The organism is Brevibacterium atlanticum, from assembly GCF_011617245.1.
GTDB lineage: Bacteria > Actinomycetota > Actinomycetes > Actinomycetales > Brevibacteriaceae > Brevibacterium > Brevibacterium atlanticum.
Map to the genome: position 1 here is coordinate 1033823 of NZ_CP050152.1, position 17791 is coordinate 1051613.

The window sequence follows — 17791 nt, forward strand, 5'->3', positions numbered from 1 at the left end:
CTGTCCTCACGTGCGATGGGGTCTCCGGGACAGCTGTTTCAGCGGTGAAGCTGTGTCCCGGTTTACTTGTCTGCAGGAACCGTATCATATACGATCGGTCGTGAAGCCAATCGAAATGAGGTGTGAGATCGATGTCGACTCCAGCCGGTGTTCCCGCCCGACCGGGCAAGATCATCGCCGTTCATGTGGCGTATGAATCCCGGGCCGCCCAGCGCGGAAGACGGCCCGCCCAGCCGTCCTACTTCCTCAAGGCCGCGAGCTCCGTGGCCGCTTCGGGGGAGACGATCGCCCGCCCGGCCGGCACCTCGCTGCTCGCCTTCGAAGGCGAGGTCGCCGTCGTCATCGGCACCGCCGCCCGCAACGTCACCGAGGCCGACGCCTGGTCCCATGTGGCCGGAGTGACCGCGGCCAACGACTTCGGCCTCTACGACTTCAAGGCCCCCGACAAGGGGTCGAACCTGCGCTCGAAGAGCCGCGACGGCTACACACCGCTCGGTCCCGAGCTCATCCCCGCCGCCGAGGCGGCCCCCGATTCCCTGCGCATCCGCACGTGGGTCAACGGCGAGCTCGTCCAGGACGACGGAACGAGCGGGGATCAGCTGATCTTCAGCCTGCCGCGCATCGTCGCCGACCTCAGCCAGCACCTCACCCTCGAACCCGGAGACGTCGTCCTCACCGGAACCCCTGCCGGTTCCTCCGTCGTCGCCCCAGGTGACACGGTCGAGGTGGAGGTCACGGCCGCCTCGGCGAAGGGGGAAGCGAACGGCGAAGAACGCAGCTCCGGTCGACTGACCACGACCGTCGTCGCCGGTCCCGGCGACTTCGACGAAGACCTCGGCAGCACCCCGGCCGTCGACGAAGCGCTCATCGTCGACGCCTGGGGTTCGCGTGAGGCCGCCGGCCTGCCGCCCGAATCTGACGACGCGGACGACAGCGCAGCCGCCCTCGATGAGTCACTCCTGGCTCGCCTCCGCGTAGCTCCGACCGCCGGGCTCTCGGCCCAACTGCGTGCTCGCGGGCTCAATAACGTCGTCATCGAAGGCGTTGCACCGCTGAAGCCCGGCAGCAGGATCGTCGGCACCGCGAAGACCCTGCGCTTCGTGCCCAACCGCGAGGACCTGTTCAAAACCCACGGCGGAGGATACAACGCACAGAAGCGGGCCTTCGACTCGATCCGACCAGGCGAGGTCATCGTCATCGAAGCCAGGGGCGAATCGGGCTCGGGCACGCTCGGCGACATCCTGGCGCTGCGCGCGAAGTCCCTCGGCGCCGCCGGAGTCATCACCGACGGGGGAGTCCGCGACTCCGCCGAGGTGGCCGGCATCCTGCCCGTGTTCGCGACCGCGACGAACCCCGCCGTACTCGGCCGCCGCCACGTCCCATGGGAATCCGACGTGGCCGTGGCCTGCGGAAACGCCACCGTCCTGCCCGGCGACGTCATCGTCGCCGATGACGACGGAGCGATCGTCATCCCCCGCGACCTCGTCGAGGAGGTCGTCGACGCGGCACTGGCGAAGGAGACCGAGGACGGCTGGGTGGCCGAACAGGTCGCCGCCGGACACCCCATCGACGGGCTCTTCCCACCCCAGGGTGAGTGGAAGACGAAGTTCGAGGAATGGAAGGCCCAGCAGTGAGCACTTCGGCCGCGACCGAGCCGGGAGCGCCGGAGGTGCTGAGCAAGGCCGAGACCGCCTACCGGTGGATCCGCGAACGCGTCGCCGATCAGACCTACCAGCCCGGGCACAAGCTCGTGCTCGCCCAGATCGCGCTCGAACTCGACACCTCGGTCGTGCCGGTCCGCGAGGCTATCCGCCGTCTCGAGGCCGACGGACTCGTGACCTTCGAGCGCAACGTCGGGGCACGTGTCGCCATGGTCGACCAAGGCTCCTACGCCCAGTCGATGGAGACGGTGGCCGTCCTCGAAGGTGCAGCCGTGGCAGCCGCGTTGGGCCACCTCGGCGAGGAGGACCTCACCGCGGCGGAGAGGATCAACGAGGCAATGCGGGCCCTGCTCGAGGTTTTCGAACCGGCCGAGTTCACCCGGCTCAACCACGAATTCCACGAGGCGCTCTACCGGCGCTGCCCCAACGAACGGCTGTGCACCCTCGTCGGGCTCGAATGGGATCGGCTCTCCCATCTGCGGGATTCGACGTTCGCGTTCGTTCCGAACCGTGCGCTCGAATCCGTCGAGGAGCACTCCCGCATCCTCGCCCTCATCCGGGCCAGGGCCTCGGCGCAGGAGGTCGAGCGGGCGGTGCGGGAGCACCGATCGGCCACGCTGCACAGCTACCAGAACTCACAGACGACCCCAGCACTGACCCCAGTCACAGGAAAGGACCAGCCATGACAGAGTCCACCACACCCCCGGCAGGACTGCCGGAGAAGATCCGCCACTACATCGGCGGGCAGTTCGTCGATTCGATCGACGGGGAGGAATTCGACGTCCTCAACCCCGTGACCAATGAGCCCTACATCCGGGCCGCCTCAGGCAAGAAGGCCGACATCGAAGCGGCCGTGGCAGCGGCGAAGACCGCCTTCGATGACGGCCCATGGCCGACGATGCTGCCCCGCGAACGCGCCCGGATCCTCTACCGAATCGCCGACATCGTCGAGTCCCGCAAGGACGAACTCGCCGCGATGGAGTCCTTCGACTCGGGTCTGCCGATCACCCAGGCCAAAGGCCAGGCGGCACGCGCGGCGGAGAACTTCCGCTTCTTCGCCGACCTCATCGTCGCCCAGGTCGACGACGCCTTCAAAGTCCCGGGCCGCCAGGCGAACTACGTCAACCGCAAGCCCATCGGCGTGGCCGGGCTCATCACCCCGTGGAACACCCCGTTCATGCTCGAGTCGTGGAAGCTCGGTCCGGCGATCGCCACCGGCAACACCGTCGTGCTCAAGCCCGCTGAGTTCACCCCGCTCTCGGCCTCCCTGTGGCCGGGAATCTTCGAAGAGGCAGCGCTGCCCACAGGCGTGTTCAATATGGTCAACGGCTTCGGCGAGGAGGGTTTCGCCGGTGACTCGCTGGTCAAGCACCCGGACGTTCCGCTCATCTCCTTCACCGGCGAATCGAGCACGGGACAGACGATCTTCGCCAACGCCGCCCCCTGGCTCAAGGGCCTGTCGATGGAGCTCGGCGGCAAGTCCCCGGCCGTGGTCTTCGCCGATGCGGACATCGAGGCTGCCGTCAACGCCACGATCTTCGGCGTCTTCTCCCTCAACGGGGAGCGCTGCACTGCCGGTTCGCGCATCCTCGTCGAGGACTCGATCTACGACGAGTTCGTCGAGCGCTACGCCGCCCAGGCCAAGCGTGTGAAGGTGGGTCTGCCTGCAGACCCCGACACCGAGGTGGCCGCCCTCGTTCACCCCGAACACTACGAGAAGGTCATGTCCTACGTCGAGATCGGCAAGACCGAGGCTCGCCTCGTCGCCGGTGGCGGACGTCCTGAGGGCTTCGAGACCGGCAACTTCGTCCAGCCCACCGTCTTCGCCGATGTCATGCCCGATGCGCGGATCTTCCAGGAGGAGATCTTCGGGCCCGTCGTCGCGATCACCCCCTTCAGCTCAGAGGCCGAAGCCCTGGAGCTTGCGAACAACACGAAGTACGGTCTCGCCGCCTACATCTGGACCTCGGATCTCAAGCGGGCGCACAACTTCTCGCAGGCCGTGGAGTCAGGCATGGTATGGCTGAACTCGAACAATGTCCGCGATCTGCGCACCCCCTTCGGTGGGGTCAAGGCCTCGGGCCTCGGCCACGAGGGCGGCTACCGCTCGATCGACTTCTACACGGAACAGCAGTCCGTGCACATCAACCTCGGCGAGGTCCACAATCCGGTCTTCGGAAAGCAGTGAGGCTGACATGACCAACCGCAAAGACATGACACTGACCTCGGCCGGCTACTTCGTCAGCCAGGAGGCGCCGATCGTCACGGACAACCCCATCGCCACACCCCAAGCGAGTCCGCCCGACATCCTCCGCTGCGCCTATATGGAACTCGTCGTCACCGACCTCGCCGCCTCGCGGGAGTTCTACGTCGACGTGCTCGGACTCTATGTCACCGAAGAGGACGAGAACACGCTCTACCTGCGGTCGACGGAGGAATTCATCCACCACAACCTCGTCCTGCGCAAGGGCGAGGTCGCTGCTGTGGCCGCATTCTCCTACCGGGTCCGCAGCGCGGAAGAGCTCGACAAGGCGGTGGCCTTCTACACCGAACTCGGCTGCGATGTCCGCCGCAGCCCGGACGGTTTCGTCAAGGGAGTGGGCGACTCCGTGCGGGTGGTCGATCCGCTCGGCTTCCCGTACGAGTTCTTCTACCAGTCCGATCACGTCGAGCGCATGTCGTGGCGCTACGACCTGCACATCCCCGGCGAACTCGTCCGCCTCGACCACTTCAACCAGGTCACTCCGGACGTCCCGCGGGCTGTGAAGTACATGCAGGACCTCGGCTTCCGCGTCACGGAGGACATCCAGGACGAGGAGGGAACGGTCTACGCCGCATGGATGCGCCGCAAACCGTCCGTCCATGACACGGCGATGACCGGAGGCGACGGACCGCGCATGCACCATGTCTGCTTCGCCACCCACGAGAAGCACAACATCCTCGCCATCTGCGACAAGCTCGGTGCGCTGCGCCGGTCCGATTCGATCGAGCGCGGTCCCGGCCGCCACGGCGTCTCGAACGCGTTCTACCTCTACCTGCGTGACCCCGACGGTCACCGCGTCGAGGTCTACACGCAGGACTACTACACCGGTGACCCGGACAATCCGGTCGTCACCTGGGACGTCCACGACAATCAGCGCCGCGACTGGTGGGGCAACCCCGTCGTGCCCTCCTGGTACACGGACGCCTCCCTCGTCCTCGATCTCGACGGCAATCCACAGCCGGTGCATGCCCGCACGGACGATTCGGAGATGGCCGTGACGATCGGCGCGGACGGGTTCTCCTACACCCGTGCGGATGAGACCGAAGGCAAGCTGGGCAACCAGCTCTGAAAGGACCCCTGATGCTTGATGAAGCGACGATCGCGAAGATCGCCGACGACCTCGCCGAGGCGGAGCGGAACCGTACGACAATCCCGCGGTTGACCTCGCAATACCCGGATATGACGGTCGAGGACTCCTATGCGGTGCAGAACGAATGGCGCCGCCGCGGCGAGGCAGCCGGTCGTCGGCTGTTCGGCCACAAGATCGGCCTGACCTCGAAGCCGATGCAGCATGCCACCGGCATCACCGAACCCGACTACGGGGCGATCTTCGCCGACCAGGTCTATGACACCGGGTCCGTGATCGAACATGCGCAGTATTCGGGCGTGCGCATCGAGGTCGAACTCGCCTTCGTGCTGCGCGAGGAGCTGGCCGGACCCGACGTCAGCCTCTTCGATGTCCTCCGCGCCACCGAATACGTCGTCCCGGCGCTCGAGATCCTCTCCTCGCGCATCGAGATGGAAGGCCGCACGATCGTCGACACGATCTCGGACAATGCGGCACTCGGCGCAATGGTCCTCGGCGGTCGTCCGGTCGCCGTCGACACCGTGGATCTGCGGCGGGTGAACGCGCTGCTCTACCGCAACGAGACGATCGAGGACTCCGGTGTCGCCGCCGCCGTCCTCGACCATCCGGCCCGCGGCATCGTGTGGCTGGCGAACAGACTCGCCGAACACGGCGATGTCCTCCGCGCCGGAGAGACTGTGCTCGCCGGATCGTTCACCCGCCCCATGTGGGTCCATCCGGGAGACACCGTCCACGCCGATTATGGAGAGTTGGGAGCCATCACATGCCGATTCGCGTAGACCTTCCACAGACCTTCACCGACCGGGTGGCCGGCCTCGACGGGGGAGAGTACCTGGCCGGGATGTGGGTGTGCTCGGGTTCGCCCGTGGCCGCCGAGATCGCCGCGAGCTCAGGCATGCAGTGGGTGCTCATCGACGCCGAGCATTCCCCGATCGGTCTCGAAACGACGACGAGCCTGCTGCGCGCCATGAACGGCTACCCGGCCACTCCCGTGGTGCGCGTGCCGGTGAATGACCGGGTGCTCATCAAGGCGTACCTCGACCTCGGCGCGCAGAATCTGCTCGTGCCGATGGTCGACACGAAGACCGACGCCGAGGCGGCCGTGGCGTCCGTCCGCTACCCGCCCAAAGGTGTGCGCGGGGTCGGATCGGCCCTGGCCAGGGCCTCACGGTGGAATGCCGTGGACGGATACCTCGGTCGAGCCGAGGACCTCGTGTCGCTGACCGTGCAGATCGAATCGGCGACCGCGGTCGACAATGCCGCCGACATCGCCGGAGTCGACGGCATCGACGGCGTCTTCGTCGGACCCTCGGACCTGGCAGCCTCGATGGGCCTGCTCGGTCAGCAGACGCACCCGGACGTCACCGCCGCGGTGATCCGGACGTTCGAGGCTGTGCGCGCGGCCGGCAAACCCGTCGGTGTCAACGCCTTCGACCCTGACCAGGCCCGTCAGTACCTGGAGGCCGGCGCCTCGTTCGTTCTCGTCGGCGCCGATGTCGGCCTGATGATGAACGGCGCCCGCGCCTGGGCGAAGGAATGGGTGCAGGACTGAATACGCTTCACCCCGGACTGCTCGCAGGCAGTGTGCTCGCGGGCAGACCGGGAGTGAAGTGCATTCACAGGCGGATCAGTCCTTCTCACGGCGGCTGCCGGAGATCAGCAATATCGTGGATCCGAGGCCGACGAGGACGATGCCCATGCCGATGAGCATGCCGTTGCCGGTGGTGCCTGTGCGAGGCAGCTCGGCCGGTGGGGCCGGGGCCGCGGGAGTCTCGGCGACCGGCGCGACCGGCGGGGTCTCAGGCTTCTCCGGGGCTTCGGGAGATTCCGGCTGCTCGGGAGGTGTGGTCGGCTGCTCGGGCGGCGCCGGCGGCGTGCTCGGTTCTTCCGGTGTCGGCGGCGCCGGGGGAGTGCTCGGCTTCTCCTCGGGTGGGCGGTGCACGGTCTCGGCGGGAACACCCCAGTCGCTCGTCCACTCCGCATTGACATCGCTGCCTTCGATCGCGGTGACGTAGGTGACCCAGCCGACGGGCATGTCGATCGCCTCGGTGTTGATCTCGGCTCTGCCGTCAGCATCGGCGACGACGGTGAAGTCCTGAACCGAGAGCTCCTCGCCTTGCACCTTCTGTGACAGCTCGGGCTCGCTTTCCACGTGGTAGGCGGTGACGGTGACCACGGCCTCGGAATCGGGCCGCAGCCCGGCCACGGCCACCTCGTCGTGGGTCGATGTTCCCTCGAGCACCGCCTCGGTGTCGGCAGTCGGAGTCCAGGGGACGAACCCCGTCTCTCGAGGCTGGCCGTGGATGCCCTTCCATTCCTTCGTCGCCTTGTCTCCGGCGATCGTCTCGGTGAAGTACAGCCAGCCGCGGAAGTCCTCGGGCACCGTGACCTCCCCCGAAGTGTGAGTGCCGTTGCCGACGTCCTTCGAGGTCACCGACCCGATTTCGCGGGCGTCGTCGTTCTTCGTGCCCTGCTTCGGCTCGGTCGCCGTCTGCCACAGGGTGTGTTCGACGGTGACGGTGTGGTCGCCGATGAGACCGGAGACGGTGAACTCGTCCGTGACGCTCTCACCGGGAGTCGGCGACTGATCCGAGATCTCCGTGGTCACCTTCGGCTGAGAGCTCAGGTCCACGGAAGCCTTTCCGGCGACCGCGGCGGGGGAGTCAGGCGTGACGACCCGTTGGACACGGGTGCCCGACGTCGGTTCGAACACACGGACGGTCTGCGGAGCGACCTTCGCCTTCGCGGCAACGGACAGCGTGCCGGGCGCGCTCGCCTGCAGCGTGGTTGTCACGGGCTCATCTTCGGTGGTCAGGGTCTTCGGGGCGTCCTTCGTGCCGCTCGCCGTGAGCGAGACGGGGACGTCGGGGACGTGTGCCCCGGAAGCGCTGAGCAGCGCGACCTTCAGCGTCACCTCGTCCGTGGGAGTGCCGTGGATCTTGCCCTTGTCGGTGTCCTTCGGCTTCGATGCCCAGGAGTCAGGAGAAGCGGCGGACTCCGGGGCGGTGTGGGGTTCGAGCACAGGCATCCGCAGGAGCGGTTCGAGACTGACCTCGAGAGTGTAGGGTCCGGCGTACTTCTTCGCCTTCGCGAGGATCTTCGCATGCTGTTTAGTCGCACCAGCGAACTTCTTGCCCAGGTCCGCGGGCTTCTGCGGCGGCACCGTGTGATCATGGGGCAGAGCCTTGTCGAGTCGAGCGATGGCGCTGAGCGCAGCCTGCACATCCTTCGATTTCGAGCCCGCATATGTGTGGAGAGCCCAGGCGGTTTGGGCCGAAGTGACCTGGTCGGCTTTCGCCTTCTTGAAATACTTCGGCAGAGGCGACTTCTTGCCCGCATCGATGCAGTACGCGGACGTGTCTGGGAACGTGCGGTAGGACCCGTACCAGGTCTTTCCCTGTTTCGCGTGGTGCCAGATTCCGGGACCATATGCGTTCGGAGCGGTCTGCACAGGGACTTCGCCGAGGCTGACCGGCGGACCCGCGGCCATGGCCGGCCCCAGCCCGATGAGGGAGGCCACGGTGAGGATGGAGAGAAGCAGAGCGGTGCGCAGCGATGCGAGTCTGAAAGTAGTCATGCCCTGATTCGACACGGCGGACACAGACGTTGACCAGCGTCGAATATGAGCCTGTGGAAACACGATTCTGCATCCACAGGATTTCACGCTCGAGTGGCCCCGATACGAGCGTGGCCTGAGGTGGCGAGTCACCCGCGTCTGATGCGGGATCCGATGAGTTCGATGACGACGGACCTCGCCGAGGCGGCTCCGGAGTCTCCGTCCCATCCACAGCCGCGTACGTCGGAGTGGGAACTGACTGCGACGGAATAGGAGCCGAGTGCGACGGAATTGCGCCCCGGGGCGTATTCGCGTGCGGTGACAGTCCGCTGAAGTGTTACTGGACGGATACAACATCGACGACGTGATGCCGGAGTTCGACTCTAGACTTGGATGAGCGGTGCATTCCCCCAACGTGAGAAGGACGATCTATGTCGGCACAGAACGGTCCCGGTCCTCAGGACCCGAACCAGCCAGGGCCGCGGCGCCCGCAGCCGCCCCAGGTACAGGACCCGCGGATGCAGGGCGCTCCGCCCGCCCACGGGGGACCGCAGCAGCAAGTACCGCAGCAGGTGCCTCAGCAAGTGCCGCCGCAGCAGAATAATGATCGGTTCCGTCCGCGCCCGCAGGGATCGCAGCAGCCGCCGTTTCAGCAGCCGCCCGTGCAGGGCCAGCCCATGCAAGACCAGCCCATGCAGGGTCAGCCACCGATGCAGCGCCGACAACCACCCATGCAGGGCCAACCACCCATGCAACCCCAGTCGCCGATGCAGGTGCCGCCGCCACAGGCACGCGTCTACGCTCAGCCCAGATTCGCCCCGACCGTCACGCAGGAGATGCGGATCCGCGCCGGGATGCAGGCGCCTCAGCAGGTAGTCACCGAGACCCCCTGGACAGGAGCGGTCCGGCAGACACAGCCGGAGACCGAACCCGATTCGACCGGCAACATCATCCGGCTCGTCGCCGCCATCCTCGTGCTCGTGGCACTCGTCGGCGGGTTGATCATCCTCGCGATCGCCGGAGGATTCAACTTCGGTGTCAGGCTGTTCGCTCTCATCGGGCTCGCGGCGATCCCGCTCGTCGGCATCGTCGCCTATGTGCTCTGGCTCGATCGATGGAAACCGCAGCCGAAGCTCCTCCTCGGCATCTGCCTGCTCTGGGGTGCTGTCGCCGCGGTCATCCTCACCCTCGCCTTCTCCCTCGTCGGCGAGATCGCGCTGTACATGGTCGGCATCAACGGGATGCCCGACATCATCGGCACCGTCTTCCAGGCTCCGATCCTCGAGGAATCGACGAAGACCGTTCTCCTCGTCGTCATCGTCCTCGCTGCCCGACGCTACTTCGAAGGACCGCTCGACGGACTCGTCTACGGTTCACTCATCGGTGCAGGATTCGCCTTCACCGAGAACATCCTCTACCTCGGCCAGTCCTGGAACGAGGGCGAGCTCGGTGGGCTGGCCGTGACATTCGCTATGCGCTGCCTGGGGTCTCCGCTGCTGCACGTCGCCTTCTCAACCTGCGCCGGTGTGAGCATCGGCTTCGCAGCCCGGAAATGGCCCTGGTGGGCCACGATCCTCATGTGGCTGCCGGGCCTCATCGTCGGCATGCTTCTTCACGGTTTCTGGAACGGATCGATGACGCTCCTCGGCGTTTGGGGACAACTGACCCGTGATGTCATGGGAGGAATGCTCCCGCAGATCATCGGCCTCATCGTCCTCAGCGTCATCCTCTCCGGCGCCTGGGTGACGCTCGGGCTCCTGCTGCGACGAAGCGAACGGACGCACACGCAGAACATGCTCGGCGACTATGCGAACTCGGGATGGCTCACCCACGCCGAGGTCGACATGCTCGGCACCTGGAAGGGACGGAAGAACGGCCGCGACTGGGCGAAATCGTTCCCCGGCGGAAAAGAGGAGATGCGCACCATGATCCGCACCTCCGGAAAGCTCTCGACCACCAGGATGCGCGTCCTCGCCGGCATCGGCGGTGACCAGGAGCGCAAGATCGAACGTGCCGAACTCAAGCAGTTCTCCGATGCTCGCGAGCGACTGCTGGCCGCCTCCAGGGGAATGGTTCGGTAGACGCCGCCCGTGACTGTCCTCGACATCCTTCTCATCCTCTTCGGGATCGGTGCGCTCTTCGCCGGTTTCCGCCAGGGCTTCATCACCGGGCTCGGCACCGCCGCAGGCTTCGTCGTCGGCTGGATCCTCGGGCGTCTGCTCTCGCCGCTGGTCGAAACGCTGAGCGAGGGCACGACCGCCATGGAGAACCCGGGTGTCCTCATGCTGCTGGCCTCGATGCCGCTGGTCCTCAGCGTCCTCTTCGCCTTCGCCGGCAGCGGCGTCGGCGTCTGGATCAAGCGGTCGATGGACTCCGACCTCGGACAGGGCATCGACGCCGTCGGCGGTACCATCACCGCCGGCATCGTCTACGTCCTCGTCGTCTGGCTCGCCGCCGGCTTCGTCCGCACCACCCCGCTGGTCGAACCGAACCGGTGGGTCGCGGACTCCACCGTCATCGCCTCCATCGACCGCACGATCCCCTACTCCTCCCAGATGGCCCTCGGCAGTCTGGCGGAGGGGCTCAACGCCACAGGTTTCCCGCAGGTGTTCTCCGGCCAGCCCGAACAGATCCGCGGCGTCGGCGAACCCGACGAAGCCATGGTCGACGTCGGCCGCAGCGTCGAGGACTCCGTCGTCAAGATCACGACCACGGCCACCAGCTGCCCGACCGGCTCCGAAGGCTCGGGCTTCGTCTATCGCGACGGACTCGTCGCGACCAACGCCCACGTCGTGGCCGGCTCCTCGGATCTGGCCGTCCAGGTCGGAGGCAAGGGCCGTCCGTATCGCGCCGAGGTGGTCGAATTCGACGCCGAAGCCGACGTGGCCGTCCTCCGGGTGCCCGACCTCGAGGCTCCCGCGCTCGACTTCGGCAGCGGGCTCGGAGCAGGGGATGACTCCGTGGTCGTCGGCTTCCCCGCCAACGGTCCCTACACGATCTCACCGACGCGGGTGAGGGAGAAGATCAACGCTCGCGGCCTCGACATCTACGACGAGAACTCGGTCGTCCGTGAGGTGTATTCGGTGCGCGGTATCGTCCGTGAAGGCAATTCGGGCGGCCCCCTCATCGATGCTCAGGGCAGGGTCGTCGGCATGGTGTTCGCACGCTCGGCCACCGACGACGAGACCGGCTACGCCCTCACCCGAGCCGAGATCGCCGACGAACTCGAAGCCGGGGCGAACAACAGCACCCCGCAGCCGACGGGGCAGTGCACCAGCTGAACCAGTGCACGAGCTGATTGCCTACTTGAGGTCCAACCCCGCGAGCACGGCACGGTGATCGCTCGATCCCTTGTCGAGCACCTCGTCGCTGGTGGCGTCGAAGCCGCGATAGAGGATGTGGTCGAGTCGGGTGACGGGGAACTGCGCGGGCCAGGTGAAGCCGAAGCCGCCTCGGGCCTGTTCGCGCGAATCGGTCAGCGGGGGAACCAGCGTGGACATGTTGTTGTCGGTCGACGCGGTATTGAAGTCACCGGCGACGATGACATGGTCGGCGTCGTCGGTCTCCACGGTCGTGGCCAGGCGGCGCAGAGCGGCATTGCGCATGGACTCGTGTCCCGGACGGACCGAGGGCATGTGGACGGCGTAGAACCGGATGTCGCCGTGGTCGGTCGAGACCGTCGTGGCGAAAGCGCGCGGCCACTGCAGGCCGAGGTCGACCTCTTCGGGCTCGGTCATCGGCCACTTCGACCACACCCCGACAGTGTCGAGGACCTGCGAATGGGCGAACGAGGAGTCGAGCTCCTTGTGGATGATCTTGCCCGACAGCGACTCGAGCTCCTGGATCGTGACGATATCGGGATCGCGGTCGACGAGGTTCTGCGCCGCGGCCGTGGGCTGCGGCATCCGCGCACCGACATTGTGAGTGGCGACCGTGATGTCGGACTCTCCGGACTCCTCGTTCGGCAGCAGAGCCGGTCCGAACATGCCCGCCCACACGAGCGCGGGTACGAGGAACCCGATGGCCGAGAGCCACGAGAAGCGGATGAGGGTCATCAGCAGCACGAGAGCGAGGAAGACCCCCGTCCACGGCAGGATCGTCTCGACGACGAGCGCGAAGCCCATCCTCGTCGGAAGGAGTTCGTGGAGAAGCAGGAACGCCGCATAGAGGATCCCGAAGATCAATGCGGTGATGCCCTTTGCGGGGCTGTGCCGTCTGCGCGCTGGAGAATATGCCTGGTTCATCGCTAAAGAATCTTAACCGCGAAGTCTGGCTCCACGCTGGGTGGGCGGTGCGATGCGGCTCACAGCCTCCGCGTGCAGGACAAGGCGCCCTGCACGCAGTTGTGCGTTCGGGTCAGGGCTGGTGCGTTCAGGTCAGCGACGAGCGGTCGCGCTCCAGACGGTGACGTCGGGATGCGTGTCGTAGCGGTAGCCCGAACCCCTCATCGTGCGCACCACTGAGGCGTATTCGCCGAGGCGGCGGCGCAGCCGGCGGATGTGCACGTCGACGGTGCGCTCATCGGGGACCTCGCCCCCTGACCACACGGCGCTGATGAGGTCCTCCCGCGGCAGGGTCTCATCAGCGTGGGTGACGAGTGTGGCGAGGAGATCGAACTCCTTCGTGGTGACGTCGACGAGTACGCCGTCGATGCGGACCTCGCGGCGGGGGATGTCGATGCGCAGCCGCTCGGTGGCGGCGTTGGCGTAGGCGTCGCCGGCGCGTCCGCCGAAACCGCGCGGTGCGGGTGCGGCAGGTGCCTGGTCCTCGTCGCGCAGCGTCGGCGGGTGGATGCGGTTGGGGATCCGCGAGCGCACCGGACCGTGCGTTGCCGCCGGTGCTCCGGTCGCGGCGGGGGAGCCGGTGGCCACGGCCCGGACGGCGTCGATGTCGCTGCCACGGCCCTCGGGAGCCAGGGCGATGACGGCCTGGGTCTCGGCCTGGCTGGCGAGTTCCTTCGCATAGGCCTGAAGCTCACCGGCGATGGCGGAGAGGTTCGTGCCGTCGGCGGCGGCCTTGGACTCATCGAGTCCGATGTAGACGATGATGCCGCGGGCGGCCTTCGGTGAGGGCACGACTCCGGCGGGGCCGAAGGTGTGCGGGGCGTTCTGCGGGTCCACTGCGCTCAACCTGGCTCCTGCGCGTCGGGTGGCCACTGCACTGCGTGGGTGGACGTAGGCGGGTTCTGGATTCGACATGACTGTCCTTTGCTCCGACCATCGGGTCGATATGACTGAATGAGTCCGCTGCTTGAGTGTGCGTGTTCTCGTTCGTGGCCGGACAGCGGGAGGGCAATCACCGACCGCGAACGCAGCGCATACACATGGCTGCTGCGGGCATTCGCATCAGGTGAGTGGCTGAAGTCATGGATTCATTATTTGTCACAAAACTCATGCGGTGCAAAGGAAAAAGCCGAAAATGAGACGACTGTGACGAAATATGACGACATCCTCGCCGAGGCGGCCGACCGAAATCGTCATCTGCAGGCGCCGATTACCGCGCCAGTCGCGCACCGTCAGTCGACGATTCCGTACATCCGATCACCGGCATCGCCGAGACCTGGGACGATGTAGCCCTTCTCGTTGAGTCGCTCGTCAAGCGCAGCAGTGCAGATCTTCACCTCGGCGGACTCGCTGTAGTCGCGCTCGATGCGCTTGACGCCCTCGGGTGCGGAGACGAGGCAGATCGCGGTGACGTCGCGCGCGCCGCGGGCGAGCAGGAAGTCGATCGCCATCGCCAGGGTGCCGCCGGTGGCGAGCATCGGATCGACGATGAAGATCTGCCGACCGGTGAGGTCATCGGGCAGGCGGTCGGCGTACGCGCTGGGTTCGAACGTCGTCTCGTCGCGGACCATGCCGAGGAAGCCCACCTCGGCGGTGGGAAGGATACGCAGCATCCCGTCGAGCATGCCCAGCCCTGCACGGAGGATCGGGACGACGATCGGTCGGGGTTCGGCGATGCGGGTGCCGGTGAAGGTCGAGACCGGGGTGTCGATCTCCTTGTCCTCGACGGCGACCGACCGTGTGGCCTCGTAGGCCAGCAGCATGACGAGCTCCTCGGTGAGCTGCCGGAACCTTGCGGAATCCGTGGTCCGATCGCGCAGAGCGGTGAGTTTGTGGTCGATGAGCGGGTGATCGGCGACGTGAAGATCCATACCCAAATGGTACGGGAGAAGTTCACATGTTCGGCAGTGGTCAATGCGGGTCCGAGCGTCCACAATGGAGGCATGTCGTACTTCACTGAGATCCTGACCGATTCCGGCGATGGCTTCCGCGCCCTCGACGTCGACGTCCGTGACGCATCCGACCTCGACGATCTGGTCGACATGATGCGTTCGGCCGCAGGCGAGGACGGGGAGGCGATCACCGTCATCGAGCATGAGGACGAATGGTTCGGCCTTGTGCGCCTGTGCGAGAACAACGAGATCAAGGTCTTCCTCTCCGACCTCGCCGCGGTCGAGGCGAGCCCGTTCGCGGAGATCTTCGCCGACTTCCTCGATTCCCGGCCCGATGCCTACGAGGCCGAGCCCGAGGAGGACTTCGGCGCTGAGGAGGCCGAGGTCGACGATGTCGAGGATGAGGATGACGACGAGGTCGAGATGCTCGAATTCGATCCGGACGCCGAATGGGGCGGGGACGCCGACATCTATTCCGATCGGGGAGTGCCCGCGGCCACGCTCATCGAGCAGGTCGAGGCGCACCGCTCCGACCCGGCCCGCGTCGTCGCCCACATCGGCGAGACCGTCGGATTCGCCGACCAGCTCGAGGCCGCCCGCTGAGCGCGAGCGCCCGTCCGGCTGGGGATCCTGCCGCGTATGAGGAGTGGATGGAGCTCGCCCTCGCCGAGGCTGCCCTGGCCTCTGCTCATGACGACGTTCCCGTCGGGGCAGTCGTCATCGGCCCTGACGGCGCTGTGGTCGGCCGCGGTCACAATCGTCGGGAGGTTGATGCCGATCCGCTCGGCCATGCCGAGCTGATGGCCCTGTCGGCCGCCGCTGCCGTCCTCGGTCGGTGGCGGTTGGACGACTGCACTCTTGTGGTCACCCTCGAACCGTGTGTGATGTGCGCCGGGGCGCTGGTGGGCTCACGCCTCGCCCGGGTCGTCTTCGGTGCCTACGATGACAAGGCCGGGGCGGTGGGGTCGATGTGGGATCTGCTGCGCGATCGTGCCGCGCTTCATCACCCCGAGGTGGTCTCGGGGGTGCGTGCCGAGGAGGGGACGGCCCTGTTGCGCGCGTTCTTCGCCGAGCGGCGGTGACGTGGCTCAGCTCACTGGGATCTGATTTGGTCGCCGAGCGGGCCTGACTGTACAGTTGTCGGCGGTGGCGTGTCCGAGCGGCCGAAGGTGCAACACTCGAAATGTTGTGTACGGTAACCCCGTACCGTGGGTTCAAATCCCACCGCCACCGCCAAGGGAAACCCCTGGTCGGCTCCGTCCGGCCAGGGGTTCTCTCTGTCTGTCGACGGTTCGGTGGGTCATGTGCCGCTGGGTGCGGAGAGTGTGATGATTGACACACCAGGGTCGAGCGGCGAGACTGTCTCGGTGAAATAGAAGAAGTTTTCCGGGATGTGGAACTTCGGTTGCGGATCGGAAGCTTGCCTGTTTCATTGCGCAGGTTCAAGGCGCAGAGCCGGCGACGATGATGTCGGCGGCTGACCAAATCGAACAACCTGAGGTGGTCCATGGAAATGGCTGACAATGATCAAACGGTGCAGACTGCATCCCCGAGACAGGGGCTTCTCGACAGATTCTTCGAAATCACCCATCGCGGCTCGACAGTCAAGCAGGAGATCCGCGGCGGCATCGTCGCCTTCGTCGCGATGGCCTATATCGTCGTGCTCAATCCGCTCATCCTCGGCGGCGGCAAGGACATCGCCGGCGGCACCCTCGACTTCGCCCAGCTGACTGCGGTCACCGGGCTCGTCGCCGGTGTCATCACGATCCTCTTCGGCGTCGTTGCTCGGCTGCCCTTCGGCCTCGCGGCTGGCCTGGGAATGAACAGCTTCCTCGCCGTGTCCGTCGTCCAGGAGGTCACCTGGGCCGCGGCGATGGGCCTCGTGCTCATCAACGGCATCATCATCGTCCTCCTCGGTGCCACGGGCATCCGAACGGCGATCTTCAACGCCGTCCCGCATGAGCTGAAGATCGCGATCACCGTGGGCATCGGACTCTTCATCGCCTTCATCGGCTTCGTCAACGCCGGATTCGTCACCCGCACACCCTCGGGTCCGCCCGTGCAGCTGGGCCAGGATGGGTCGATCGGCTCGCTGCCGACCCTCGTGTTCGTCTTCGCGCTGGTGCTCATCGGCATCCTCGTGGCCAGACGGATTCCCGGCGGCATCCTCATCGGCATCCTCGTGGCCACCGTCGCGGCCATCATCATCCAGTCGATCGCCAAGTTGGGTACCATCGGCGATCCGGCCAACCCGGACCCGAAGGGGTGGAACCTCTCTGCACCGGAGATCCCGAAGCAGATCGTCGCCGCTCCTGACTTCTCGCTCATCGGAGCGTTCGACCCGATCGCCGCCTTCCAGCAGATCGGAGTCCTCGCCGCCACGATGCTCGTGTTCACCCTGGTGTTCACGAACTTCTTCGACGCCATGGGAGCGATGACCGGGCTGGCGCGCCAGGCCGGAGTCCAGACCTCCGACGGCATGTTCCCGCGCATCCGCGGATCCTTCGTCGTCGAAGGTCTCGGCGCAGTCTTCGGCGGTGCCGCCTCGGCGTCGTCGAATACGGTCTTCGTCGATTCCGCCGCCGGCATCGCCGAAGGCGCGAGGACCGGTCTCGCCGCCTGCGTCACCGGGGTGCTGTTCCTGCTCTCGATCTTCTTCTCCCCGCTCATCGCCGTCATCCCGATGGAAGCCGGTGCCGCCGCGCTCGTCGTCGTCGGAGCCATGATGGTCACGCAGATCCGCGAGATCGAGATGACCGACTTCCGGGTCTCGCTGCCCGTCTTCCTCACCATGGTCACGATGCCGCTGACCTACTCGATCGCCAACGGCATCGGCGTCGGATTCATCTCCTGGGCTCTCATCCACGCGATGAGCAAGCGCGCCCGCGACGTGCACTGGCTGCTGTGGGTCGTCTCCGCCGGATTCCTCCTGTACTTCGTTCGCGGACCGATTTCGGCTATCTTGGGAGGATGACAGTTGTGATTGGAGACACAGCCTGGCAGAAGGGCCAGATCGCGCACGGGGTTTGACCCCCGAGGCGACGACCTC

15 protein-coding genes and 1 tRNA gene are annotated in these 17791 nt (G+C 66.3%); 12 read left to right on the top strand and 4 right to left on the bottom strand.

What is annotated here, in order from left to right:
* Positions 1 to 131 precede the first annotated feature (131 nt).
* From GUY23_RS04390 to GUY23_RS04415, 6 genes are read left to right on the top strand one after another with little or no spacing between them, the layout of a single operon-like run.
* Positions 132 to 1634, top strand: coding sequence for a fumarylacetoacetate hydrolase family protein (locus GUY23_RS04390; RefSeq protein WP_166970070.1), 1503 nt, complete (start codon positions 132 to 134; stop codon positions 1632 to 1634).
* Positions 1616 to 2347, top strand: a complete 732-nt coding sequence (locus GUY23_RS04395; RefSeq protein WP_166970072.1) for a GntR family transcriptional regulator — start codon at positions 1616 to 1618, stop codon at positions 2345 to 2347. The genes GUY23_RS04390 and GUY23_RS04395 overlap by 19 nt, the downstream gene beginning before the upstream one ends.
* Positions 2344 to 3849, top strand: a complete 1506-nt coding sequence (gene hpaE / locus GUY23_RS04400) for a 5-carboxymethyl-2-hydroxymuconate semialdehyde dehydrogenase (RefSeq protein WP_166970074.1) — start codon at positions 2344 to 2346, stop codon at positions 3847 to 3849. Before GUY23_RS04395 ends, hpaE begins: the two co-directional genes overlap by 4 nt.
* A gap of 7 nt (positions 3850 to 3856) precedes the next feature.
* Positions 3857 to 4993, top strand: a complete 1137-nt coding sequence (gene hpaD, locus GUY23_RS04405) for a 3,4-dihydroxyphenylacetate 2,3-dioxygenase (RefSeq protein ID WP_166970077.1) — start codon at positions 3857 to 3859, stop codon at positions 4991 to 4993.
* Between the two features lie 11 nt (positions 4994 to 5004).
* Positions 5005 to 5790 carry a fumarylacetoacetate hydrolase family protein gene (locus tag GUY23_RS04410; protein ID WP_166970079.1) on the top strand — a complete coding sequence of 262 codons (786 nt, stop codon included), beginning with the start codon at positions 5005 to 5007 and terminating at the stop codon, positions 5788 to 5790.
* Positions 5775 to 6563 carry an HpcH/HpaI aldolase family protein gene (locus tag GUY23_RS04415; RefSeq protein WP_166970081.1) on the top strand — a complete coding sequence of 263 codons (789 nt, stop codon included), beginning with the start codon at positions 5775 to 5777 and terminating at the stop codon, positions 6561 to 6563. Before GUY23_RS04410 ends, GUY23_RS04415 begins: the two co-directional genes overlap by 16 nt.
* A 75-nt stretch (positions 6564 to 6638) precedes the next feature.
* Here GUY23_RS04415 and GUY23_RS04420 read toward each other — a convergent pair whose 3' ends face one another.
* Positions 6639 to 8588 (bottom strand): LPXTG cell wall anchor domain-containing protein, encoded by a 1950-nt coding sequence (locus tag GUY23_RS04420; protein WP_166970083.1) that lies wholly within the window; start codon positions 8586 to 8588, stop codon positions 6639 to 6641.
* A gap of 728 nt (positions 8589 to 9316) precedes the next feature.
* Between GUY23_RS04420 and GUY23_RS04425 the strand changes: the two genes are divergently transcribed.
* Both GUY23_RS04425 and GUY23_RS04430 read left to right on the top strand, forming a co-directional pair.
* On the top strand, positions 9317 to 10648 hold the full coding sequence (locus GUY23_RS04425) for a PrsW family intramembrane metalloprotease (RefSeq protein WP_228282733.1): 1332 nt from the start codon (positions 9317 to 9319) through the stop codon (positions 10646 to 10648).
* A gap of 9 nt (positions 10649 to 10657) precedes the next feature.
* A complete protein-coding gene (locus GUY23_RS04430) occupies positions 10658 to 11848 on the top strand; it encodes a MarP family serine protease (protein WP_166970085.1) in 1191 nt (396 codons plus the stop codon).
* Between the two features lie 21 nt (positions 11849 to 11869).
* Here GUY23_RS04430 and GUY23_RS04435 read toward each other — a convergent pair whose 3' ends face one another.
* The 3 genes from GUY23_RS04435 to upp form a co-directional block, all read right to left on the bottom strand.
* The gene (locus tag GUY23_RS04435) at positions 11870 to 12811 is read right to left on the bottom strand and encodes an endonuclease/exonuclease/phosphatase family protein (RefSeq protein ID WP_166970087.1); all 942 of its coding nucleotides are present in this window, start codon (positions 12809 to 12811) and stop codon (positions 11870 to 11872) included.
* Positions 12812 to 12943: 132 nt separating this feature from the next.
* Positions 12944 to 13765 carry a winged helix-turn-helix domain-containing protein gene (locus tag GUY23_RS04440; RefSeq protein WP_166970089.1) on the bottom strand — a complete coding sequence of 274 codons (822 nt, stop codon included), beginning with the start codon at positions 13763 to 13765 and terminating at the stop codon, positions 12944 to 12946.
* 317 nt (positions 13766 to 14082) lie between these two features.
* Complete coding sequence (upp, locus tag GUY23_RS04445; RefSeq protein WP_166970091.1) at positions 14083 to 14721, bottom strand: uracil phosphoribosyltransferase; 639 nt, start codon at positions 14719 to 14721, stop codon at positions 14083 to 14085.
* Between the two features lie 72 nt (positions 14722 to 14793).
* Here upp and GUY23_RS04450 point away from each other — a divergent pair, with 72 nt between their 5' ends.
* From GUY23_RS04450 to GUY23_RS04465, 4 genes are all read left to right on the top strand, one after another.
* Positions 14794 to 15345, top strand: a complete 552-nt coding sequence (locus tag GUY23_RS04450) for a tRNA adenosine deaminase-associated protein (protein WP_166970093.1) — start codon at positions 14794 to 14796, stop codon at positions 15343 to 15345.
* Between the two features lie 47 nt (positions 15346 to 15392).
* Entirely contained in the window at positions 15393 to 15824 is a 432-nt protein-coding gene (locus GUY23_RS04455; RefSeq protein WP_166970095.1) for a nucleoside deaminase, read from the top strand.
* 63 nt (positions 15825 to 15887) lie between these two features.
* Positions 15888 to 15978 (top strand) — tRNA-Ser (locus tag GUY23_RS04460).
* 277 nt (positions 15979 to 16255) lie between these two features.
* The gene (locus tag GUY23_RS04465) at positions 16256 to 17716 is read left to right on the top strand and encodes an NCS2 family permease (protein ID WP_208085474.1); all 1461 of its coding nucleotides are present in this window, start codon (positions 16256 to 16258) and stop codon (positions 17714 to 17716) included.
* Positions 17717 to 17791 lie beyond the last annotated feature (75 nt).